Genomic DNA, 22,479 nt, shown 5'->3' on the forward strand with positions numbered 1-22,479 from the left:
GGCGTCGAAATGAAAGGAGGTGTCAGGCCTTCTTCTCGAATACCAGATCCCACACGCCATGGCCCAGGCGCAATCCGCGGTTCTCGAACTTGGTCGTCGGGCGGTAATCCGGGCGCGGCGCATAGCCGGACGGATCGGTGGACGTATTCTTCAGCGTCGGTTCGGCTCCCAGCACTTCCAGCATCTGCACCGCATATTCTTCCCAGTCGGTGGCGCAGTGGATGTAGCCGCCGACGGCCAGGCGCGAGCTCAGGAGCTGCACCAGCGGCCCCTGGATCAGGCGGCGCTTGTTATGGCGCGCCTTGTGCCACGGGTCGGGGAAGAATACATGCACGCCGGCCAGCGCGCCGGGCGCGATCATATGGTTCAGCACTTCCACCGCATCGTGCTGGATGATGCGCACGTTGGCCAGTTCGCCTTCGCCCACCAGCTTCAGGTAGCTGCCCACGCCCGGCGTATGCACCTCCACGCCGATGAAATTCTTCTCCGGCATCAGCGCGGCGATCTTGGCGCTGGTCTCGCCCATGCCGAACCCGATCTCCAGCACGGTCGGCGCATTGCGGCCGAAAGCGGCTTCCAGGTCCAGCGTTTCCTTGGCGTAAGGCAGCAGGAATTTCGGTCCCAACTCTTCCAGCGCGCGACCTTGCGCATTGGAAACGCGCCCGGTGCGGGTGACGAAGCTGCGGATGCGGCGCTCGCTGGGATCGTAGAAAAGCGGCTTGCCGGATTTGTTCTCAGACATGAAGTACTCGTGAATCGGTGAGGCGCGGCCCGGATATCCGGCAGGAAGACTCCGGCGCAAGGCCGCATGGAATTGGAGCGGGTGAAGGGGATCGAACCCTCGTCTTAAGCTTGGGAAGCTCCTGCTCTACCATTGAGCTACACCCGCGTGTGGGTGGGGATTATACCGGGTTACGGAGGGTCTTTTCCAACGTTGGGAATTTGCCGGGGGCGCTACGGATGCCGCTATGATATTGATTTGTCGAAGGAAAATAGTCAATTCACACCTGAAATTGGTTTCCCTGAATAACTTTGACATGTATTGGCAAACTCAAACAGCAGCTCATTGTGTCTCGGATTATATAGGGAACATCAGGTATCCATTATTGAATAAGCAGCGGATTAGATGGCGGCATCTCAGCCTGTACGCGGGCTGTTGGCGTAACTGGATAAGGCGTTTTTTCGCCGGGAATGCGATTGCACAGCTTGACTGGCACCAACTCGTTGTAGCGCTCCAGCCATCTGGTTTGAATCCCGATGGCAGGCACGCATCATGGGCTGGCTGAAGATCGGCGCGATCATGTGAGTCTGGGGCTATTACGGTTTGTTCTTATCCTGATTCGCCATTGAATCAGTTGTTGCCGCGGCAGCGCCCGTCCGACGTTCCCGTTCGCGCTGTACCAGTACCACAGGCAGCGGTTTCCAGACCACGCTGTTATTGATCGCATAGGCTTGACACACGACATCCTGCCGGGCTGCGCAACGTTGCATGGCACGGGTGGTCGGATCGGAGATGCCCGGGATGTCGGTCACGCTCATACCCCAGGAGCTGTCCCAGGCGCCATTGCTGGCGATTACGAAGGCACGCGGCAGTTTCTGTTTGAGCCAGTTGCGGTATCCCTCGCGTCCGCGTTCATTGATAGCAGGCACCGCATCAATATCTGATATGCCTGCGTAGTTGGTGCGTCGATAGCTTAGCCGACGATCGTTGAAGTTCGCCAGTGCGCGCGTCAATGTTTTTACGTCGTTGCGTCCGATGGCCTCATCGCGCGCACTGAGTGCGGTTTCGGAGAAGAAACTGTGGTCTTCTGACAGCTTGAACTCGAACTGGTAGAAATAGGTGGCACCCGCTTCGGCTTGTACGGTCACGCCGCGGTTGTAGCCGTAGGGGCCGGGGCTGACTACCAGATGGTGGCGACCAGGCGGCACGGTCAGGCTAATGTAGTTGCCGGCGGGCAGCGGCGTGACTGGTTTGTTGTTCAGTGTGGCGTAGAAGGGGGGAGTGCGCAGTTGCTCGGATGTGGCCAAGCCGCGGTACAGGTAGATTGTGGCCATGCCCGGGTCTTGTACTGAGATTTCAGCCTTGTTGCGTGGCGCATGGGTACAAGCCAGCAGCGAGAGGGCAATAGCGGTGATAAGGAGTTTCCGGAAGCTGGCAATGGCGATAGGCATTTTTCTTTTGTGAATCGGCGTATGCGGCGCACGTGCGCAGCGATGCCGGCTGCGCCGCCATCTGCCCCCGCCCATGCCCTGTTTTTAATTAATGGAACCCCGCGCCGATTCTTGCAGATGTAAAGAGCGACAGCAAGAGATTCCTGTGCGATGGCGCTGTCGTAGATATGAAGAGATCGGATACAACCGCACAATGTCCATCTCTGACGCGAAATCTCCAACGTGATGCTGGTGATGCGCGAGACTTTTATTTCTATTTTGCGGGCCCGGAAATGAATGAAGGGTTACGCGTCAACGTAACCCTTCATGAGTGAAGCGTGAAGCCGGTATCACCCGGCGACAGGCCCGGATTTAGGAGCAGGCCTTGCCATGGTCGGCGTGATTGCCCTTGGCCTTGGCATCGGCTTCGCTCATGTATTCGCCGGCCTTGGTCTTGCCATACCATTTCGATCCGGAGCAATGATAGGTCTTGGTGGCGCTGTTGACCCAGACCTTGCCTGCGCCGCCGCCGGCGGCAACTGCAGGTTGTGCCGGAGCGGCCTTGGCGGGCGCCGCAGCAGCGGCTGCGGCAGCTGCCGGCGCGCCCTTGGCGCCGTACCATTCCTTGATGCCCTTATGTCCGGAACAGGCGCCCTTCTTCGATTCGCCCGTGTACGATGTGCCGTCCTTGCACAGCGCGGTGGCGGCGCCTGCTGCTGGAGCCGCAGCAGCCGGGGCCGGCGTCTGGGCGAAACTGCTGGCCGCGATCAGGAATCCGGCTGCGGCGAGTAAGGATTTCAACGTGGTATTCATGGTTAACTCCGTCAAAGAATGGTTATCGAACACAGCTTCGTGCAACACCGCTTTTCAGCATCAACGTACAAAATGGTTATAGGCGAGCAGCACCAGGACGGCGCCGATCACGGACAGGATGATGCCTGCCGGATGGATCACGGCCCCGTCGGCGGGCCGGCTGAACAGGCGGCTGATGAAGCCGCCGACAAAGGAACCGACGATGCCGAGGATGCCGGTGAGGAAAATGCCCATATGCTCGCTGCCCGGAACGACCAGGCGGGCGATCGCGCCAACAACGATACCGACGATGAACATCCAGAGGTAATGCATCATTGTCATCTCCTTGATTGATAGGCAATGGATTCGGGTTGGTGAATACGTCTTTGTTTCTTGTCACGCTCCTGCAATGTTTGACTTGATTTCAATGATGCATTGCTGAGGTGATGTCCCCATCAACGAACTTTCCGGAACGGATGTTGACCGGGGAGATGTAACAAATTGCAATTGCAGACGGGAAGCGTGCTTTGACGCGCGTTGCACAGGGTTGGATGGGACGCGGGAATTGCAATCCATGCAATCCCGGGATTCGTTTGATTTGAATGGCGCCGCCGGCGCGCGGCCGGCGGCATGCCGTGGCGGATCAGCCGAACAGCTTGCCCTTGAGCAAGGCCAGGCCCTGTTCCAGCAGTTCGTTGTTGTCGCTGACCTGGCCGTTCGGGCTCAGGTGGTCGATGATCTGCGGCAGCAGTTGCGCCAGCCCGGCGGCCGCATGTTCGGGCGCCACGCCGGCCTGCTGCGCGACTTGCGACAGCGCATCGTTGCCCAGGGCGTTGGTGATCTGGTCGCCGGAAACCGGCTGGTTCTGGCCCGTGCCCAGCCAGGATGCCACCTGGTCGCCGAGGCCGCCTTGCTGCAACTGGTTGAGCAGCCCTTGCACGCCGCCGGCCTGGTTGACCAGCGCCATCACGCCGGACAACAGCGCCGAAGACTGCGGCTGCTCCTGCGATTGCGTGCCGAGGTTGTTCAAAACCTGTCCTGCGAGTTGGTCGAGTAAGCCCATTATTTTCTCCTTCGGATGCATTGCAACGGACATGGGGCTGTTGCACGCGGGTTGATAGTGCGCACTGGCACGGGGGAAGCGAAAGTATGGCAAATACGCTGGCTGGATTTCAGGTGGTAGCGTAACACCGGAGCGGCGCTGCCGGTTTTTCGGCAAGCACCTTTGTGTCATTTTGGCGTTTGCGCATTCTGCGGGATTGGATATGCTGCTCTTGTTTTTCATGCCGTGGCGCTGCCATTGCCCGCAGCGCATGGGGCGTACAGAGATAGCCTGATACTGGGGAGGAAACGGCAATGCGCATACCGACGTCACTATTTCTGGTCATTGCCTTCCTGCTGCCGTTGCGCGCCTGGTCCGGCGAAGGCTTCGTCTATCTCGATGCCGGCCGCGGCGAGGCGCGCATCCCGGTGTATGCGATGGAAAATCCCCAGGCGGTCGCCACGCTGGTGCTGTTGCCGGGCGGCGATTCCGGCACCGGCAAGATCGTCGACGGCAAGCCGGGCAGCGGCAATTTCCTGGCGCGTTCGCGGCAGCTATTCGAGGATGAAGGGTTCAATGTGCTGGTGGTGTTTCGCGCCAGCGACTTGCGCTTGCTCGACTTGCCCGAACGGATCAGCCATGAGCACATGGTCGAGATCGGCAATGTGGTCGACTACGCCCGCGGCACGTTCGGCAAGCCGGTATGGCTGGTGGGAACCAGCCGGGGAACGGTGTCGGCGACTGCCGCCGCGATCACCCTGGGAGAGGGGAAGATTTCCGGCCTGGTGCTGACCTCCAGCATCACCAACCGCAAGGCAGGCGCGATCGGGACGCAGGAGCTCGACAAGATCGTCGTCCCCACGCTGGTGCTGCACCACAAGCTCGATGCCTGCCCGATCTGCGTGCCGGAGCAGGCCGCGGCCATCGTCGCCAAACTGAAGAACGCGCCGGCCAGGAAATTCATCCTGGTCGATGGCGGTTCATCGCTGCGGGGAGAACCCTGCGAGGCGATGCACTGGCACGGCTACGTCAACTTCGAAGCGCAAACCGTCAAGCTGATTACGGATTGGATCCGCAATCCGTCGTCCTGATCGCATGGAAAGGGGCGGCCGCACAGTGGCTGGCTGCCGCCGCTGGCGCTAAATCGGATTAATGCGAATCGATACCGTGCACGTTTTCAGTAATTCTCTTAGCTTTTTCCGGAGGCCATCTCTACAATTTCAGGATTTCGGATCCAGGTGGCGCCATGGCCAAATTTCATCTCGAATACCATAAGGTTGATGCCATCTCATGGCTCAGGGCCGCCGTGCTTGGCGCCAATGACGGCATCGTTTCGATTGCCTGCCTGCTGCTGGGCGTGGCTGCCGCCAATGCGGCGCAGGAAAACTTGCTGCTCACGGGTGTTGCCGGGCTAGTCGCCGGGGCGATGTCGATGGCGACCGGCGAATATGTATCGGTGCACTCCCAGGCCGACAGCGAAAGCGCGGCCTTGAAGCAAGAACGTGAAGAACTGGCGGCCGACCCTGCCGGCGAGCATCGCGAGCTGATGGGTATATACATGCGCCGCGGGCTGGACCAGCACACCGCAAGCAAGGTCGCCGAGCAATTGATGGCGCATGATGCATTGGATGCGCACGCCAGGGACGAGCTCGGCATTTCCGAGGCCATGGCGGCCAAGCCGCTGCAAGCGGCCGTGGTTTCGGCATTCAGTTTTGCGTCGGGGGCGGCATTGCCGCTGGGGGTGGCTGCGCTGGCGCCTGCGCATACCCTGGTTGCCTGGATCTGCGCCTCTTCGCTTCTGTTTCTCGGCGTGCTCGGCGGATGGGCGGCCAAGAGCGGCGGCGCCAATGTCTTCAAGGGGGCGTGCCGGGTAACGTTTTGGAGCTCGCTTGCGATGGCCGTGACGGCCGGCGCGGGCGCAATATTTGGAGCGGTAGCCTGATATGACGAGAGAAAAATACCATCCTCTTTCTGTGGCCGCGCACTGGCTGATCTTCGGGTTGTTCGTGGTGGCGCTTGCCGCAATCGAGGTGCGGGGCGATCTTCCCAAGGGGCACCCCTGGAAAGACATATTGCGCACGATCCATATGCATGCGGGGCAACTGGTCCTGTGGGCGGCCGTGTTGCGCCTGATTTTCCGGGGCATCTGGGGCGCGCCGGCAGAAGTTGATGGTGCGCCTTGGCAGCAGTGGGCAGCCAGGGGCGTGCACTGGGCCTTGTACATCGTCATGTTCGCCTTGCCTGTTACCGGGATCCTGTTTACCCAGGCCGGCGGCAAGGAGGTGATGTTTTTCGGGATGCAGTTGCCGGCATTGGTCTCTCCCGATCAGGCGATGCGCGATCAGCTCAAGGAACTGCACGAACTGATCGGCAATGCCGTCTACTTCCTGGTCGGGGCGCATGTGCTGGGAGCCTTGTGGCACCAGTTTGTCGACCGCGTTCCTGTCCTGCAGCGTATGGCTTTCCACTCGCGGAAGAAATGAACGGGCGGGCGTCTGCCAGTGCCTGGCAATTCCCTTCATCGGTTTTTCTGGCAGCGTCCTGAGAAACGCTCTCCCGACCAGGTAAGTTTCGAACCGGGGATGTAGTAGGGATCCCTGCAGGCGATGTACATGTCGCTGCGCTCATCGCGCAAGAGATAGGCGGTGGCGCCGGCTTCCAGGCTGGAACCGCCGGTCAGGCGCATTGCGCATTCATTGCGGTTGTTCCGGATCGAGCAAAAGGTGATGTTGATCTTGAAGCCGCATTGGTTGCGCCAGCGGCTGGTGCCTTTGATCGCCGGGTTCGGCTCGGTCACCAGGCAGTTGTTGACGCCCTCGGCATAGAGGAACGGATCCTGGGAGCCGGCGCTTGAGCGGGAATTGCCATTGCCGCCGCTATTGCCGCTGCCATAGTTGCCGTTATAGCTGCTGGTGCCGGCTGGCGCGTAAGTGTTGGCCTGGTATTGGCCGGAACTCCTGTTCTTGGAAGCGGCCGCGGCCGGCGCCTGGTAAGGCGTCGACATCAGCATTGGCGACGGACTGGGCTGGGCACTGCCGGCGCTGTTGGTGAGTCCCTCCCACATGGCGCGGTCTTGCTGCGCCCGTACCGTATTGCCGGCGCTGTTCCAGGCGTGCGACGCATGAAGCCAGAGCAGGGCCGACTTGCCCCGGCTGCCGCTGTATTTGATGGCGAGCCGTTCATATTCCTCTGCGGCGGCGGCATAGTTCCCACTGTTGCGCAGGGCATCGGCAGCGCGCACTTCATCAAGGTATGGCGATGGCGCGGCACAACCGGCTAACGCCGCCACAAGCAAGAACAGGTTGTCCCGGATGCGCATGTTCCATTCCCCCTCAGGTACGGTCGGTCGATTATTGTGTGCAATGCGGGATCGGCCTGGCGGCAAGCGTCCCGGGCTTCTTGCGCCGACGGGCGCCGCCGCATGCTCTCCCCGTTGCCCCGATCCGGATGGGAATGTATATTTTTCCGGGCGTTTGCGCCTCATGCAAACGTATGAGGCGCCGCGCCCACTAAAGATCTACATTGGGGTACAGGCGGCGGGGCGTCCCTGGATTGCCCGCCGCCTGTGCCGGGACGGTTCGAAACAGCGTGGCCGGCGCCCGGATATCGCACCGTTTCCACAACCTGATCGAGGTGTTTATGATGACAATAACAACACGTATCCGCCATTTGCTACTTCTGCTGTTCCTTGGCGCCATGCATGCGCTGTCTGCCGCGCAAGACACCGGCTATGCGGATGAACTGAAGGACTTTGGCGTGGCGCCGACCGACTATCCGCGCACGCAAGGCTATGGCTCGCCTACGCCGACCAGCATCCCGGGCGCCAAAGTGGTTTCCACGCAAGAGCTGGTGGAAATGCGCAAGGCCGACCCCAAGCCGGTCATTTTCGTGGCGTATGGCGCGCAAGGTGTCATTCCGGGGGCGATTGTGGCCGAAGGATCGGGGGAGGGGCGGTTGCTCGGGAGCGACCTGGAAAAGTTCACCAACCTGCTCGCCAAGCATACGAACGGCGATAAAAGCAGGGCGGTAGTGTTCTATTGCCACGGGCCGAAATGCTGGCTTTCCTATAACGCGGCATTGCATGCCAAGGCGGCCGGCTATACCAATGTGTATTGGTATCGGGGCGGTCGCGATGCCTGGAAGGCGGCGGGCAAGAAATTCAAGAAGCCCCAGGAAGAGGCCGGCGGCGACGATTGAACCCGTCCTGCGGGTCGCCAGGCTAACCGAGCAGCCTGGCGACCCTGCGTCGCAGGTGCGGCAGTAATTCCGACTCGAACCACGGGTTGCGGCGTAGCCATAGCTGGTTGCGTGGACTCGGATGCGGCAGCACGATGACATCCTGCGGGCGGTCGCGCCAGGCCTGGACCGCTTCGGTCAGCGAGGCGTAGGCGGATGGGAAATGGTAGGCCAATGCATATTGGCCGATGACCAGCGTCAGCTCGATATTGGGCAATTGCGCCAGCAGGGATGCCCGCCATTTCGGCGCGCATTCGGGCCGTGGCGGCAAATCCCCGGATTTTCCGGTTCCCGGATAACAGAAACCCATCGGCAGGATGGCGACCGCATGCGGATCGTAGAAAGTCTCGCGGCCGATGCCGAGCCAGGCGCGCAGCCTGTCGCCGCTGGCATCGTCGAACGGGATGCCGGACAGGTGCACCTTCTTGCCCGGCGCCTGCCCGGCGATCAGCATGCGTGCCTGCGGATGCGCCTGCACCACCGGGCGCGGGCCGAGCGGAAGGGACTCGGCGCAGAGCGTGCAATGCCTGACCTCTTCCAATAGCAACGGAAACGAGCGGGATACCACGATGTCCTCCTGGTTGCGGCCTTGATGCCGGTGGGAGAGGCCTATTGTATCGCCGGCAATCGGGGTGCTCATGGCGCTTCCATCTGTCGGGATTGTCCCTGCAGACGCCGGCGGCGCGCGGCTTCAGTCGAAGCCGCGGACGTTTTCCTTGTTCAGCCGAGGCAGTTCCCAATGGAAGCGGATCGCCAGCAGCCGCACCGCAAAGCCGAGCAGCAAGGAGCCCAGCGTGGCGATATGCGGGTCGATGGGGAGATGCTGAAGGCCGACATACATGGCGCCGGTCAGCAGCGAGACGCTGGCGTAGATTTCACGGCGCAGCACCAGCGGGATTTCGTTGCACAGCACATCGCGCAGCAGGCCGCCGAAAACGCCGGTCACCATGCCCAGGATCACCACGATGGCCGGATGGAAACTGGAAAAGCCGCTGGCGATATCGCAGCCGATGATGGTGAAGGCGACCAGGCCCAGCGCATCGACTACCAGGAATGCCGATTTGAAATGATGCAGGGCGCCCGCCGCAACGGCCGCTACGACTGCCGCGCAGATGGTGAAGGCCAGGTATTCCGGGTGGGTCACCCAGCCCAGCGGATAGTGGCCGATCAGGACGTCGCGCACGGTCCCCCCGCCCAGCGCCGCCACCGTGCCGATCAGGCAGATGCCGAAGATGTCCATGTCCTTGCGGATGCCCATCAGCGCGCCGGAGACGGCTTCGGCGGAGATGGCGAGCAGGTAGATGTAGTGCAGCAGCATAAAGGCTTCTCTCGTGTTCTATGGCCTCTATGGCCGGTGCCGAATTATATGCGCCGCGGCTATTGTGCCGGCCAGGGGGCGCGCGCCTGTTCGCGCTGCGTCGGGAACAGGCGCTTTGGCATCAATGCCGGCGCTTACCAGCTGCTTCTTGCACCCACCAAAAAGCCAAGATTGCTCTGGCGCGAATTGTATTGCGCCTGCACATCCGCGAACAGCGAGATGCGGCTGCCGGCCCGGCCTGACACGGTCAGGCCGCCGACCAGCGCATCGCGCGGGATGGCGGCGCCGTGGCTGGAGAACACGATGCCGCTGTCCTGGAACTGGCTGGTCATCGGCGCATTGGCATTGCCGAAATCGTGCGACCAGGCCAGGCGCGGCTGCACCTGGATGCTGTCGCCGACAGCGACTACCGCCTTCGCGCCCAGCAGGGTTTTGACGGAATGTTCGCTGCGCGGGGCGACTTGCAGGTTGAACCCCGGCGCGCCGCTCTCGGTGAAGCCGTCGGTCTTGCTATGCGTCCACGACAGCCCGGCGAGAGGGCGCAGTATCCAGCCCGGCATGGGAATGTCGTAGGCGGCCTCGCCGTACAGCGCCAGGCTGCGGCTGCGGAAGTCGGCGATGGCGGTCTGTTGCAGGCTGCCGAACGACAAGCGGCGCTCGGTATGGTTGTTGTTGCGGGCGATGTTGAACGAAGCGCTCAAGTTCCAGTTGCCGCTGGCGTATCCGGCGTAGAGCGCCACGGCATTGCCGCGCGAGCGGCCGGTCACGGCATCGTCCGTGCGCAGGTCGCTGTTGCCGTGGTTGAAGGCGATGCCGACGACCAGGCCGGGCGCCGCTTTGGCATCGAAGCCGATGCTGGTGCCGCCGTCGCGCAGGCGCGCCGCCGCATTCTCGGCATCGCCGCCGGTGGTTTGCTGGCTGCCATAGCGGCGCAGCCAGAGGCCGGCCTGGTTGCCCTGCGCTTCGGGGATGCCGCCGGCCAGCGAGAACCTGGACTGCTTCTGCAAGGATTGCATCAGGTCGTCGACGCTGTCGTTGGCCGCCAGCATGATGGGCGCATCCTGCGCCGCGGTGTTGTTGTTCCAGGTATTGGCAACGACATCCAGGCGGCCGCGCAGCTGATTGTTGAAGCCGCTTGAAAATGCCGCGCCTGTCTGTTGGGCCGACACCAGTCCGGCGCCGCTGGCGGCGGCCAGCGCGATGCGCGCTTGCGGCGCCGACAGGCTGTCGATCGTGGCCACGGCATGGTGGCCGGCATTGGCTGGGGAGGCGGCAATTCGTTCCAAGGCATTGGCGACCGCCCGCTGGTTGCGGGTGGCGGCAACCGCGCTGTACTGCATGTCATTGCGCGAGAGCGTCATGAACGCGCCCTGGCCGGTGTAGCTGAGCGTGGGCGTGAGAAAGGCCAGGTTCGTGGTGATGTTGTCGAAGGCGCCGGTCAGCGTATCGGCGCCAATGAGCGTGTAGTTGGTGTGGCGCTTGTAGATGCCGCGGTCGGCCAGCACTTCCACCGTCCCGCCGTTGATGGCGGCGTTGCCGGCCTGGACCTGGTCCGCCTGGCCCGCACCGTTGGCTTCCACCTGGAAGCGGGAACCGGCTTCCAGCACCAGGTTATCGGTGACGGTCAGTTTCCCGATCGAGTTGCCGGGCGCCAGGATGCCGCCATGTGTGACGCGCAGATTCTTCAACGTGCCGTTGCCACCCAGCGTGCCATGGTTGTTGACGGTCACATCGGAGGTCAGGGAACCGTTGACCAGCAAGGCGCCGCCGTTGACCGTGGTAGGGCCGGCGTAGGTGTTGTTGCCGGTCAGCACCAGCGTGCCGTCGCCGCGCTTGACCAGGCCACCGGGACCGGCGATGTCGTTTTTCCAGACGTCCCATTCGCCGAAGCCGGCAATGTCGTAGGGATTGCCGGCTTGCTGGTCGATCTCCATGTCGCGGTAGAGGTAGGCCGGGCCGCGATAGGCGCCCGGCATGTTGATCAGGCCCCAGGTCGAGCCGGGGGTGAGCATGCCGGCCAGCGAATCTTGCGGATAGGCGCTGCCGGCCAGGATGTCGCGCCAGTCCTCCGGTTTCAGGTAGGGGAAGCGCAGCCGGAGCAGGTAAGGGGCCTGTTCCGGCAAGGCGGAAGGGGCGAGCGGCGTATCGGATGACCCGCTGCGCGAGCCGTAATAGCCGATGCGGTCCTGGTCGGCGCGGAAGCCATCGGCGACCGTCGTCGGCAGCGCGGCCAGGCACTGGCGCAAGGCAATGTCGCCGCAGGCTTTTTCCATGTGCTTGCGGGCAGCGCGCGCGTTGGCGGCGATGTCAGCCGCGATCTGGTCATTGGCCAGCATTTGCGCGGTGGTGTAGTACATGCCGATGCGCGAGGCGATGGTGTCGGTGGCGAAATGCCTGCCCAGCACGACGCGGCTTTCCGCATATTGCAGCGCGCGGGCATAGATTTCCTCGCCTCGCTCCGGAAACACCGTGGCCAACAGGAAGGCTTTCTCGTAGCCGTTCCATGAGTGTCCGCTGGGGAATGACGATCCTTTGATTTCCGTATAGCCGGGGACGAAGTTGCCGTTGTCGTCCAGCACCTGATAAGGCCGGCCGCGTTGGTAAAGATCCTTGAGGATGAAATCGATCGAGCGATCCCGCTTCCTGTTTGGATCGTAGACACGGGTTGCGTCGTACAGCATGCTCTCCAGGTTGAGAAACCCTTCATTCAGTTCCAGCCCGGCTCCCGGTCCTGAATTTGCCATTTCTGCACCAAGCGCATTGGCCAGGAAGGTCAGGTACGGGTGATTGTTTTTTTCATTTTCATCTTGCTTCGCCAGCTCGCGGCGCGATGCTGACGAAGTGGACCTGATCTTGTGGGTGGTCAGGCGATCCATGCGCTCAAGCTCGGAGCCGGGACGGGGGTAGCTGGTGAGCACATTGTCGCGCAACTGCTCGAACCAGCGGTCACGATTGCCGATGATGGGATCGGCTTCATTGGGGGCCGGTGTGCCGGCCCAGGTGGAATGGGCGGCAAGCAGCCCGAGCAGGACGAGGGAGTGTTTCGGTTTCATGGATGGATCGCCTCAACGTAGCGGTGAAAAGGCCGGTCCGTCCGCTGATGAAGAGCGGTTCAGATGAGGAAGAAAGACGAACGTACCGGGTCGCAAGGCGTGAAGAATGCGAGCCGCGTATGAACGGAATATGAAAAAAACGGGAAGACGAGAAAGGTTGTTTTAAACCAGAAGTTCTTCGCTCAATACGTGAAGGATGTTCGTTTTTTAGCTGAATGCATTTCGATATGGCGGGTGTTCCGGCGCCGTAACCGAAGCAAGAGGAGGAGAAATTTTCGTGGGGGGGAAACGCCATCCGGATCGGAGGCGGCAGGCGTCGCCTGCCGTTGTTGTGGCTCCTTGCCGTAGCACCGGCTACGGCAAGGAGCCACACCTAGGCAGACAACGCCTGATGATCGTTCGCACTCACAAATTGAATGTGAACAGGCCCTAAGGCTCAGGCGCTGGTATCGATGATATTGCCGATCTTCTTGAGGCCGGCCGAAATGTCGTCGCCGACAGTGGCGGCGGCAGACTTTACGGTGTCCACCGTGGTGTCGTAGGCATCGCCGATGTCGTCGCCGACTTCCTTCACGACGTTTTTGATCGGTTGCACGATGGTGTTGTAGAAGCTGCCGTTGCCGGACGATACGGATGAGACGCTCATGCTGGACTCCCTTGTTGTATGGATGGTGCCGGCCGCAGCGGCCACAATGGCCGTTACAGGGCATGGCTGCATCATAGCCACGCAAGAGGGCAGCGTGAATGCCGTCTTCACGGCATTCCGGGTAAAGATTTGCAAGTCGGTGTAAAGGATGATGGCGGCAGAGCCCCATCCACGGATGTGTTATTGCCGCGCCGGTTGGCGCGCGGCCATCGGATGCGCCGTGGCGGGCAATGTCGCCTGGGGGCGCGGCGGGGCTTCGTCGCCGATCTTGAATACAGAGACCGCCTGGCCCAGCCGGTGCGCCTGGTCGCGCAGGTTCTCGGCAGCGGCGGCGGCCTGTTCCACCAGCGCCGCGTTCTGCTGCGTGGTTTCGTCGATCGAGTTGATCGACTGGTTGAGCTGTTCGACGCCGCCGCTTTGTTCTCTGCTGGCAATGGTGATTTCGTTCATGGTCACGGCCATGCCTTGCACCGCATTGCGTATCTCATCCATCGCGTGCGCCGTTTCGCGCACCAGCAGGTTGCCGCTTTCCACCTTGCTGCCGGAATCGTCGATCAGGGTCTTGATGTCCTTGGCCGCCGCCGCCGAGCGTTGCGCCAGCGTGCGCACTTCGGCCGCCACCACCGCGAAGCCGCGCCCCTGTTCGCCGGCGCGCGCCGCTTCCACGGCGGCATTGAGCGCCAGGATATTGGTTTGGAACGAGATGCCGTCGATCAGGCCGATGATGTCAACGATCTTGGCGGAAGCGGTATTGATTTCTTCCATCGTCACGCCCATGCGCCGCACCGATTCGCTGCCGCGGTTGGCAATCTCGGATGCCGATTGCGCCTGGCGGTCGGCATTGGCCGCCGACTCGGCGTTCTGGCGTACCGTGGCGGCGAACTGTTCGACGCTGGAGGCGGTTTCTTCCAGGCTGGACGCCTGGGATTCGGTACGGCCGGAGAGGTCAAGGTTGCCGTTGGCGATTTCCTGCGTCGATACCGCGATGGAATCCACATTGCTGCGTACGTCGCCGATGATGGAACGCAGGTTGACGTTGAGTTGCTGCAGCGCCTGCAGCAGCAGTCCCATGTCGCCATGCCGGTTGGTGTCGACCTGCAGGTTGAGGTCGCCGCCGGCCAGGCCGTGCACGGCGCCGATGGCTTGTTTGAGCGGCGTCACGATAGCGCTGTGCAGCAGGGCCCAGGAGCCCAGCAGCAGTGTGACGCCCGCCAGCGTGCCGGCCCATATCGGATACGGGTTGGCGCCGGCCAGGCGCACGGCGTTGCCGGAAACGAAGCCGCCGGCAACGAACATGATTGCCAGTACGGTCATGACCAGGCCTAGCCGGCGCGCAATGGAGGTATTGCGCAGGTTCAGCAGCCAGCCGGCCAGGCCGCTGCGCACGGCGGCGCCGCGCCGGATGCGCAAGCCGCCCGCCTGGCCCGCGCTGAAGCGGCGGTAGACGGCATCGGCCGCTTGCACCTGCTCGCGCGAGGGACGGGTGCGCACCGACATGTAGCCGACCATCCGGCCATTTTCTCGCACCGGCGTGACGTTGGCCTGCACCCAGTAGAAGTCGCCGTTCTTGCAGCGGTTCTTGACCAGACCGTTCCACGGCAGCCCCGATTTGATCGTGGCCCACAGGTCGGCAAAGGCTTCGCGCGGCATGTCGGGATGGCGCACGATGTTTTGCGGGGCGCCGATCAGTTCGGCTTCGGTGAAGCCGCTGATCTCGATAAAGTAGGGATTGACGTAGGTGATGTTGCCTTGGAGGTCGGTCTTGGAGACGATCGACTTGCCATCTTTCATCAGGCGTTCGTGGGTGGTGACCGGCAGGTTCTTGCGCATGCTATTTCCCCTTGCGTTAGAGCGCCGGATCCTATGCCATCGGCTGGCCCGGCGCCTGTCGTTGTGGACGCTGCGCACCTTCTCCAGGTGCGGCAGCCCTGCGAACTCAAACTATCGCTACTGTGGGTGAAACTGGATACGTCGGTAAAGCGGGTCGATGGTGCGGGTGTATCGGCGGGACTTGGTGAAACTCGATCTCCATGTATTTTTATTAAAATATAAGTTGATTAACAGTTACGTTCCGGCGCGTGGAGACTGCGCTCCAGAGGAGCCGGCTTGTCGCCGTTATTGTTTCGGTTGTACCTGGAACAGCAGGCCTTGCGGCACCACTTCTACCGACAGCAACTGATCGGAGACGACTTCCGTCATGCGCTGTCCCGGATTGTCGAGGGCGATGCCGGTCAGGCGGGTGATCAGCGGCAACAGTTTTTCCGGGGCGGCGACGATGAAACTGCGCGCCGTACTATCCGCGCAGATCAGGAATTCGTCGCGGGCCGCCTGGGAGCGGTCGGTGAGCAGCACGCCGACCGCCCGCAGTTCTCCTTTCTTGTTGAGCGTGCCGAGCATGGAGGTCTGTGCTGGGCCGACCCTGGTTTCCAGGACGTATTCATACCGGCCGGGATGCAGGCGGGACGGGTCGAGCCGGTACAGGCCGGCCATATGTTCCGGCTCCTCCACCCGCATGCCGGCCAGTACGGCCGGCAGCCGCGCGTTGAAACGGCTGGCAAATTCGGTCGGGGTGACACCCAGCGTGGTTTCCGCCGCCGCGTGTTGCGCCAGTTTCCGGTCGACGGAGCGGTCGCAGCCGGCCAGCAGGCTTGCCGTCGCCAGGGCGGCGCACAGCAGCAGGCGCTGGGAAAGGAGGGAAGGCGAGTGCATCATGGCCGGAACAATCGGTGGTGTAGGTTGTGGCATTGTGCACCAGATCGTCGTGGCGCAACCTGCCACAGATCAAGGATAGGCGGGATTGCCGGCGGCATGCGGCAGTGCCGCATAGCCGGCGATGATGATAAAGTGGCCGTTTTACCGACATCTCCATGCATTGCCATCCCATGAGCGACCTATCAGTGCAACGCACCTCCGACCTTGACGAACTGCGCGGCATCATCCGCCAGTTTTCCAGCGAACGCGACTGGCTGCGTTTCCATACGCCGAAAAATCTTGCCATGGCGCTGTCGGTGGAGGCGGCCGAGCTGATGGAACATTTCCAGTGGCTGCCCACCGGCGCCGACCATGAACTCGACGCCGCCGCCCGCGAGGGCATACGGCATGAGATGGCCGATGTGCTGGTCTACCTGATCCAGTTGGCCGACCACACCGGCGTCGACCTGCGCGAAGCGGTGCTGGAGAAAATGGAACTGAATCGCCGCAAGTACCCCGTCGAGCAGGCGCGCGGCAGTTCGCGCAAATATACGGCTTACGGCACCGGCAAGAATGACGCAAGCAGCGACAAGCAATAACAGGAACCGCCGCCGCAGTTGAACCGCGGCGGCCCCGATGATGCCAATGCCATCTTCTGCCGGGAGCAAGCCTTGAGTAACTGGAACGACGGATACGTCTTCGACATCGCCTACACCTACGGCTACTATCCCGGCATGAACCCGGCGCGCCTGCCGTTGGCGTTCGCCTTCCACGGCCTGCGCTCGCCGGTGGTCCAGGAGGCCTGCGAACTGGGCTTCGGCCAGGGCCTGTCGACCAACTTCCATGCGGCGGCATCGGGCACGCGCTGGTGGGGCAACGATTTCAACCCCATGCAAGCCGCCTTCGCCAGGGAACTTGCGCAGGCCAGCGGCAGCGGCGCGCAGCTGGAAGACTCCAGCTTCTCGCATTTCTGCCGCCGCGGAGACCTGCCGGATTTCGATTTCATCGCGCTGCATGGCGTCTGGAGCTGGGTCTCGCAAGAGAACCGCGACATCATCTTCGACTTCATCGACCGCAAGCTCAAGCCCGGCGGCGTGCTCTACATCAGCTACAACACCCAGCCCGGCTGGTCCGCCTTCATGCCGCTGCGCGACCTGATGGTGCAGCACGCGCAGCAGGCCGGCAACGACGAGCAGGCGCTGCCGACCGCGGCGCGCATCGATGCCGCGCTGGATTTCGCCGCCCGCATGTTCGACGCCGACCCGGTGTACGCGCAGGCCAACCCGTTCATGCGCGACCGCCTGAAAATCCTGCAGCAGCAAGGCCGCGACTACCTGGCGCACGAATACTTCAACCGCGACTGGCATGCCGAGTCGTTCACCGACATGCACCGCCGCCTGTCGCAGGCAGGCCTGCAGTTCGCCTGCCCGGCCAACTACGCCGACCATCTCGACATGGCCAACCTGACGCCGGCGCAGCGGCAGTTCATGCAAGGCATCGGCGATCCGGTGATGCAGCAGGGCGTGCGCGATTTCATGGTCAACCAGCAGTTCCGGCGCGATTACTGGGTGCGCGGCGGGCAGGCCCTGGACGACCGCCAGCGGGTGCAGGCGCTGGCGCTGCAAAGCATCGTGCTGCTCACCGAACCGGACAAGGTGCCGCTGACGATCCAGAACGTGGCCTCCGAGATCACCCTGAACCGGCTGATCTACGAACCCATCCTGCAGGCGCTGGGCGATTACCAGCCGCATACGCTGGTCGACCTGGCGGCGTCGCTGGCGCACCGCAACCTGAACCTGTCGCAAGTGCTGGATTCGGCGCTGATGCTGATCGGCACCGGCCATGCCGCGCCGCTGCCGCCGGAGCCGGCGGGCCATGCGCGCGCGGAGATCGCGCAGCGCACCCGCGCGCTCAATCTGCATCTGCTGGAAAAGGCCGCCCAGGCCGAGCCGCCGGCGGCCGAGGGCGGCGTCGGCCACCTGTGCAGCCCGGTAACCGGCGGCGGGGTGGCGGTCGATCGCATCGGCCAGCTGTTCCTGCTGGCGTATCTGGAACAGGGCGAGAACGTGGAGGCGTGGCCGGCGCTGGCATGGCGGCATATCAGCGCGCAAGGCAAGAAGCTGGTGCGCGATGGCGTGCGGCTGGAAGGGGAGCAGGAAAACCTGGGCGAGCTGGCGACCCAGGCGCAGTTGTTCGCACGCACCCGCCTGCCGTTGCTGCGCGCGTTGCAGGTAGTGTGAAAGCCGGGCAGCATGCATCATCATCGATGGCGCTATCTGCATGCAGCCCGGAATAATCCGCGGGATGTATTCTTAAAAGCATCAAGGGTGTTCCCGGCGGGAAAATCAATACTCTGTCTATGTCGCTCCTGAACCTGAAACTCAAGACCCGCCTGGCCCTGGCTGTCGTGGCTGCGGTGGTGGTGACCGCCATCGTGGTGACGGCCATTTCGCTCATCGTCATCCGGCGCGACATGCGCGATGAATTGGGCGCGCAGCAATTCACCGCCTTGCAATTGACCGCATCGGCGCTCGATGCCGGCTTCGAGGGCCGGCGCATTGCGTTGCGCCTGCTGGCCGAAGGCATTCCCGTCGCCGCGCGCCACGATCCGGCGCAGATGCAACATTACCTTGAGCGGCACCTGTCGCTGCGCGAGCAGTTCTTCAATGTCACGGTGGTCGAAACCAATGGCGCCATCATCGCCAACTATGCCGATGCAAGCCAGGTCGGCCGCTTCAGCCTGGCCGGCCGCGACTATCTGGAGGATACGCTCAAGACTGGCAAGGGCGTGATTTCCAAGCCGCTGAAAAGCAAGATGTCGAACCGCTCGGTGGTCCTGATGACCGAGCCGCTGTTCAATGCGCGCGGCGAGGTGGACCTGGTGCTGGTGGCCAGCATCGACCTGAAGGAACACAATTTCCTGGGCCAGTTCACCGACATGCGCCTGGGCAAGAGCGGCTTCATGTATATCTTCACGACCGACGGCATCGTGGTCGAGCATCCGAACAAGGAACTCATCCTCCAGCATATGGATGCCGTGGGCGGCCGCAGCCTTGCCAATGCGCAGGCGCTCAAGGGGTTCGAAGGCAGCATGGAAAGCATGGATGAGGATGGCGAGCCGGCCTTGTCTTCCTACAAGCGCATGAGCAGCGCCAACTGGATCATCGGCGCCCACTACCTGAGCGCGGATGCCTACGCGCCCATCGCCGACATCCAGGAGCGCGCCATTCTGGCCGCCAGCGTGCTGACGCTGCTGGCCGGCGCCCTGGCCTGGTGGTTCATCGGCCGCCTGTTCTTTCCGCTGCAGAGCTTGCTGGCGCACATCCACCGCATCCGCCAGGACAAGAGCCTGGAACAGCTTCCCGGCGAAGTGCGCCAGGATGAGCTGGGCGATTTGCACGGCGCTTTCAATGCCCTGATGCAGGAGCGCAAGAACATCGAGACCGAACTGGACGAGACGCGCGTCAACCTGGAGGAAATGAACAAGACCCTGTCCCGCCTGGCGCTGGAGGATGCGCTCACCGGCCTGGCCAACCGCCGCCAGTTCGAGCGCGGCCTGCAGGAGGAATTCAACCGCGCGGCCCGCACCGGCCTGTCGCTGGCGGTGATCATGATCGACGTCGACTACTTCAAGCAGTACAACGACTTGTACGGCCACATTGCCGGCGACGAGGTGCTGCGCCGCCTGGGCAGCGCCATTCGCGAAACCGATGTGCGCCCGGAAGACCTGCCGGCGCGTTACGGCGGCGAAGAGATCGCGGTGCTGTTGCCGGGCGCCGGGCTGGAGGGCGCGCTGACGGTCGCCGAGCGCATCCGCCAGTCCGTTCATGGCCTCAGGATCGGGCACGCCGCCAGCGCCACCGGCTACCTGAGCATCAGCATCGGCGTTTCGGCCATGATCCCCCGGCGTCAGCAGGACCAGCCGGACGATGTGCTGCGCCAGGCCGATGAAGCGCTATACCTGGCCAAGGCGGCCGGCCGCGATTGCATCCGCAGCATCGAGGATGTGAAGCGTTCCCGGGAGCAGGATTAAGCGGCGCGGCTGCAAGGGCGCAAGCCCGGCCCAATCAAAAAGCCGCGCATCATGCGCGGCTTTTTCCATCCTGCCTCGGCAACCGGTTCAGGGCCCCGGCTGCTGCGGCGAAGGCACCAGGAACTTGGATTTGGCGCAATACATCTTGGCGTTCGTGTTGTTGTAGACGATCTTGCTGCCGGCTTGCGACTGGCGCACCGGGTAGGCGGAATTGTCATCCGGCGTGAAGCGGATGCCCAGCGCCGAACTGATCGACTCGGTCAGCTTGACCGGGGTGGCGTTGAAGAAGGCGCCGATGAAATCGGCCTGGCTGCTGCTGTCGTTGACCAGCAGGTCGGTGACCTGCACTCCCCACAGGTTGACGTTGCTGGCCTTGAACCAGAAGGCGCCGCCTTCGGTCTTGTACGGCGGGCCGAAGGCTTCGGTCAGGTAGTCGTAGAAATATTTGCTGTTGAGCTGGTTCAGGCACAGCAGGGCATTGCCGATCTCGATGCCGAAGCTGGGTTGCGGCGCGGCTTGCGCGACCGGAGCCACGCCGGCCGAACAGGCCAGCACCAGAAGGCTTGCGGCCAGGCGACGTACGATTTTCAAACGAACTCCCGAGGATGATGCCGGATCGGCTGATTGTCACTTTGGCCATCATGTATGGCCGTGGGAGTCGATTGTAGGGGGCTTTGCCGATTTTTTCCAATCGGCGCGGCAGGCAGGGCCGTTCAGCGCCCGCTTTTGAGCATGCGTTCGCCGCGCGCCGACGGGCCGCTTGCCGCCGGATGCGGTTGCGCCAGGCTGCCCAGGCCGTCGAGGAAGGAGGCGATGCCGGTGCCCTTGACCAGCACGCACGGCTTGCCCAGTTTCTTGCAGGTGCTCTTGACCAGGTGGTAGGCGTTGTGGCTGATGTTGCCGGAGGCGCAGATCACGATATCGGCCGCGGCCAGCATCGGCGCCAGGCGGTGCAGGTTGTCTTCGCGGCCGCCGTCGTGATGGATGAAGCGACCGTCGCGCGTCTCGATCTCGGCGCGGTAATGATTGCGGGCGCCGGTCAATCCGCCCACGCACAGTACACAGCGGTCATCCAGCGAAATGGGGGCGGCCGTCTGGGAAGCGACGGCGGAGGGAGCGTTGTCGGACTTGGCTCGGCGGTTCTCTTTTCGCATAGGGAAGGCCTGAAATTGATGACGCTTCAAGCCTAAACCCGCCGCCGCGGCGGACGAACGAATGAATTTGCATCTGCATATGCGGTTTGTGCCGCGCCGAGCTGCCTTGCAATTCACCGCGGCGGCGGGAACCCTTGTTCCTTGTGTTCGCGCCGCATGGCGCGCACGAAGTCGGCCAGGCGGCGGCCGTCGCGGTCGGGGTAGTAGCCTTGTTCGCTGAGCTGCTGCACGCGGTCCAGGCGGAAGGAACGGAAGTCCTCGCGCACTTCGCACCACGCCGCCAACAGCCAGCTGCCGCCGAAGAAGGCCAGCGCCAGCGGCCAGACCACGCGCTGGCTGCCGCGCTGTTGGGCATCCGAATAGTGCAGCAGCAATTTGTGGCGGCTGTTGATGGCCTGGCGGATCTGCTCCAGGCGTTCGCCCTGTTGCAGATCCATGCGCGTATTGGGCGCGAACAGCGGGGTGGCTTCGACGAAGTCGCGCTTGTCGCGCGGCAGCGCCAGCACCACCTTGGCCAGGGCGGCGGCGGCCGAGGCCGACAATTGCGGGCCGCCCCAGGCCTGCACCATGCGCATGCCGATCACCAGCGCCTCGACTTCATCGGCGGTAAACATCAGCGGCGGCAGGTCGTAGCCGGGCTTGATGCGGTAGCCGACGCCGGCTTCGCCATCCACCGGCACGCCGGACAGGGAGAGGTCGCGGACGTCGCGGTAGACCGTGCGTTCCGAGACCGACAGCCATTCGGCCAGTTGGCGCGCGGTGGTGAGCCGGCGTCCGCGCAGGTATTGGGTGATCTGGAACAGTCGGTCGGCTCGGCGCATGCGGGGGCGGGAAAATACGGTGTGCGCCATTCTGGCATGCGCCGCCCGGCTTCGCTACTGCTTTGCAATGTAGCCGGGCGGTAGTCCATATCGATGCTCCGCCCGCCTGCTGCCGCTGGCTTTAGTTCATCGCGTGCAGTGCGACCCGGTTGCCTTCGGTGTCGATGAAGTGGCAGATGTAGCCGAGATCCTTGGGCAGTTGCATTTTCGCCATCGCGATCTTGCCGCCGGCGGCTTCGATGCGGTCGATCACGGCCTGGATCGAGGGGCCGGCATCCAGGTAGATCAGCGTGCCCTGGGTCGAAGGCTCGAACCAGTCGCCGCCGGTCAGGCAGCCGATCGACTGGCCGTCGTCGCGGGTGAAGATGGCCATCGGCATTTCCGCATCCAGGTTTTCCAGGCGCAATTTGGTGGCGAATACGGTTTCGTAGAAATTGGCGGCGCGGGTCAGGTCCTTGGTGGCGATTTCGAACCAGTTGACGTTGGTTTGCATGTTTGTCTTCCTTTCGTTGTTGATGAATGTCGTGTCATGGATGCCGGTA

23 protein-coding genes and 1 tRNA gene are annotated in these 22,479 nt (G+C 62.8%); 7 read left to right on the top strand and 17 right to left on the bottom strand.

What is annotated here, in order from left to right; translation table 11 throughout:
- Positions 1-22: 22 nt before the first annotated feature.
- The 6 genes from trmB to J7548_RS10175 all read right to left on the bottom strand — a co-directional run bounded on the left by trmB (position 23) and on the right by J7548_RS10175 (position 4,006).
- Complete coding sequence (trmB, locus tag J7548_RS10150; RefSeq protein ID WP_290974061.1) at positions 23-742, bottom strand: tRNA (guanosine(46)-N7)-methyltransferase TrmB; 720 nt, start codon at positions 740-742, stop codon at positions 23-25.
- A 73-nt stretch (positions 743-815) separates the two neighbouring features.
- A tRNA-Gly gene (locus J7548_RS10155) sits at positions 816-889 on the bottom strand.
- 428 nt (positions 890-1,317) lie between these two features.
- On the bottom strand, positions 1,318-2,172 hold the full coding sequence (locus J7548_RS10160) for a DUF2846 domain-containing protein (RefSeq protein ID WP_290974064.1): 855 nt from the start codon (positions 2,170-2,172) through the stop codon (positions 1,318-1,320).
- 351 nt (positions 2,173-2,523) lie between these two features.
- Entirely contained in the window at positions 2,524-2,964 is a 441-nt protein-coding gene (locus tag J7548_RS10165; protein WP_290974067.1) for a DUF3761 domain-containing protein, read from the bottom strand.
- A gap of 60 nt (positions 2,965-3,024) precedes the next feature.
- Positions 3,025-3,279 (bottom strand): GlsB/YeaQ/YmgE family stress response membrane protein, encoded by a 255-nt coding sequence (locus J7548_RS10170; protein ID WP_366005216.1) that lies wholly within the window; start codon positions 3,277-3,279, stop codon positions 3,025-3,027.
- Positions 3,280-3,586: 307 nt separating this feature from the next.
- Positions 3,587-4,006, bottom strand: a complete 420-nt coding sequence (locus tag J7548_RS10175; protein WP_290974069.1) for a YidB family protein — start codon at positions 4,004-4,006, stop codon at positions 3,587-3,589.
- A 293-nt stretch (positions 4,007-4,299) separates the two neighbouring features.
- On the opposite strand from J7548_RS10175, the gene J7548_RS10180 reads away from it, so the two are divergent.
- The 3 genes from J7548_RS10180 (at position 4,300) to J7548_RS10190 (ending at position 6,468) form a co-directional block, all read left to right on the top strand.
- The gene (locus J7548_RS10180; protein ID WP_290974073.1) at positions 4,300-5,076 is read left to right on the top strand and encodes an alpha/beta hydrolase; all 777 of its coding nucleotides are present in this window, start codon (positions 4,300-4,302) and stop codon (positions 5,074-5,076) included.
- Positions 5,077-5,231: 155 nt separating this feature from the next.
- On the top strand, positions 5,232-5,927 hold the full coding sequence (locus tag J7548_RS10185) for a VIT family protein (RefSeq protein ID WP_290974075.1): 696 nt from the start codon (positions 5,232-5,234) through the stop codon (positions 5,925-5,927).
- A gap of 1 nt (position 5,928) precedes the next feature.
- Positions 5,929-6,468: a cytochrome b gene (locus J7548_RS10190; protein WP_290974078.1), complete on the top strand. Its 540-nt coding sequence runs from the start codon at positions 5,929-5,931 to the stop codon at positions 6,466-6,468.
- Between the two features lie 35 nt (positions 6,469-6,503).
- Here J7548_RS10190 and J7548_RS10195 read toward each other — a convergent pair whose 3' ends face one another.
- Positions 6,504-7,304: a hypothetical protein gene (locus J7548_RS10195; protein ID WP_290974081.1), complete on the bottom strand. Its 801-nt coding sequence runs from the start codon at positions 7,302-7,304 to the stop codon at positions 6,504-6,506.
- Between the two features lie 269 nt (positions 7,305-7,573).
- Here J7548_RS10195 and J7548_RS10200 point away from each other — a divergent pair, with 269 nt between their 5' ends.
- Positions 7,574-8,182, top strand: coding sequence for a rhodanese-like domain-containing protein (locus tag J7548_RS10200; protein ID WP_290974083.1), 609 nt, complete (start codon positions 7,574-7,576; stop codon positions 8,180-8,182).
- Positions 8,183-8,204: 22 nt separating this feature from the next.
- On the opposite strand, the gene J7548_RS10205 is transcribed toward J7548_RS10200, so the two are convergent.
- The 6 genes from J7548_RS10205 to J7548_RS10230 form a co-directional block, all read right to left on the bottom strand.
- A complete protein-coding gene (locus tag J7548_RS10205; protein WP_290974086.1) occupies positions 8,205-8,861 on the bottom strand; it encodes a uracil-DNA glycosylase family protein in 657 nt (218 codons plus the stop codon).
- A gap of 51 nt (positions 8,862-8,912) precedes the next feature.
- Entirely contained in the window at positions 8,913-9,539 is a 627-nt protein-coding gene (locus J7548_RS10210; protein ID WP_290974089.1) for a trimeric intracellular cation channel family protein, read from the bottom strand.
- Positions 9,540-9,673: 134 nt separating this feature from the next.
- Positions 9,674-12,592, bottom strand: coding sequence for an autotransporter domain-containing protein (locus tag J7548_RS10215; RefSeq protein ID WP_290974091.1), 2,919 nt, complete (start codon positions 12,590-12,592; stop codon positions 9,674-9,676).
- Positions 12,593-13,028: 436 nt separating this feature from the next.
- The gene (locus tag J7548_RS10220) at positions 13,029-13,238 is read right to left on the bottom strand and encodes a protamine P1 domain containing protein (RefSeq protein WP_290974094.1); all 210 of its coding nucleotides are present in this window, start codon (positions 13,236-13,238) and stop codon (positions 13,029-13,031) included.
- A gap of 180 nt (positions 13,239-13,418) precedes the next feature.
- Entirely contained in the window at positions 13,419-15,068 is a 1,650-nt protein-coding gene (locus J7548_RS10225; protein WP_290974097.1) for a PAS domain-containing methyl-accepting chemotaxis protein, read from the bottom strand.
- Positions 15,069-15,353: 285 nt separating this feature from the next.
- On the bottom strand, positions 15,354-15,950 hold the full coding sequence (locus J7548_RS10230; RefSeq protein WP_290974100.1) for an attG domain containing protein: 597 nt from the start codon (positions 15,948-15,950) through the stop codon (positions 15,354-15,356).
- A 170-nt stretch (positions 15,951-16,120) separates the two neighbouring features.
- Between J7548_RS10230 and J7548_RS10235 the strand changes: the two genes are divergently transcribed.
- The 3 genes from J7548_RS10235 to J7548_RS10245 all read left to right on the top strand — a co-directional run bounded on the left by J7548_RS10235 (position 16,121) and on the right by J7548_RS10245 (position 19,962).
- Positions 16,121-16,528, top strand: coding sequence for a nucleotide pyrophosphohydrolase (locus J7548_RS10235; RefSeq protein WP_290974103.1), 408 nt, complete (start codon positions 16,121-16,123; stop codon positions 16,526-16,528).
- A gap of 72 nt (positions 16,529-16,600) precedes the next feature.
- Positions 16,601-18,169 carry a class I SAM-dependent methyltransferase gene (locus J7548_RS10240; protein WP_290974106.1) on the top strand — a complete coding sequence of 523 codons (1,569 nt, stop codon included), beginning with the start codon at positions 16,601-16,603 and terminating at the stop codon, positions 18,167-18,169.
- 119 nt (positions 18,170-18,288) lie between these two features.
- Entirely contained in the window at positions 18,289-19,962 is a 1,674-nt protein-coding gene (locus J7548_RS10245; RefSeq protein WP_290974109.1) for a diguanylate cyclase, read from the top strand.
- An 87-nt stretch (positions 19,963-20,049) separates the two neighbouring features.
- Here J7548_RS10245 and J7548_RS10250 read toward each other — a convergent pair whose 3' ends face one another.
- From J7548_RS10250 to J7548_RS10265, 4 genes are all read right to left on the bottom strand, one after another.
- Positions 20,050-20,553 carry a hypothetical protein gene (locus J7548_RS10250; protein WP_290974112.1) on the bottom strand — a complete coding sequence of 168 codons (504 nt, stop codon included), beginning with the start codon at positions 20,551-20,553 and terminating at the stop codon, positions 20,050-20,052.
- Positions 20,554-20,675: 122 nt separating this feature from the next.
- Positions 20,676-21,116, bottom strand: coding sequence for a DUF2325 domain-containing protein (locus J7548_RS10255; protein WP_290974116.1), 441 nt, complete (start codon positions 21,114-21,116; stop codon positions 20,676-20,678).
- A 113-nt stretch (positions 21,117-21,229) separates the two neighbouring features.
- A complete protein-coding gene (locus tag J7548_RS10260; protein WP_290974119.1) occupies positions 21,230-21,937 on the bottom strand; it encodes a YafY family protein in 708 nt (235 codons plus the stop codon).
- A gap of 121 nt (positions 21,938-22,058) precedes the next feature.
- Positions 22,059-22,430 (bottom strand): VOC family protein, encoded by a 372-nt coding sequence (locus tag J7548_RS10265; RefSeq protein ID WP_290974122.1) that lies wholly within the window; start codon positions 22,428-22,430, stop codon positions 22,059-22,061.
- Between the last annotated feature and the right edge of the window lie 49 nt (positions 22,431-22,479).

This window comes from Herbaspirillum sp., assembly GCF_017744395.1.
In the GTDB taxonomy this organism is placed as follows: domain Bacteria; phylum Pseudomonadota; class Gammaproteobacteria; order Burkholderiales; family Burkholderiaceae_D; genus Herbaspirillum.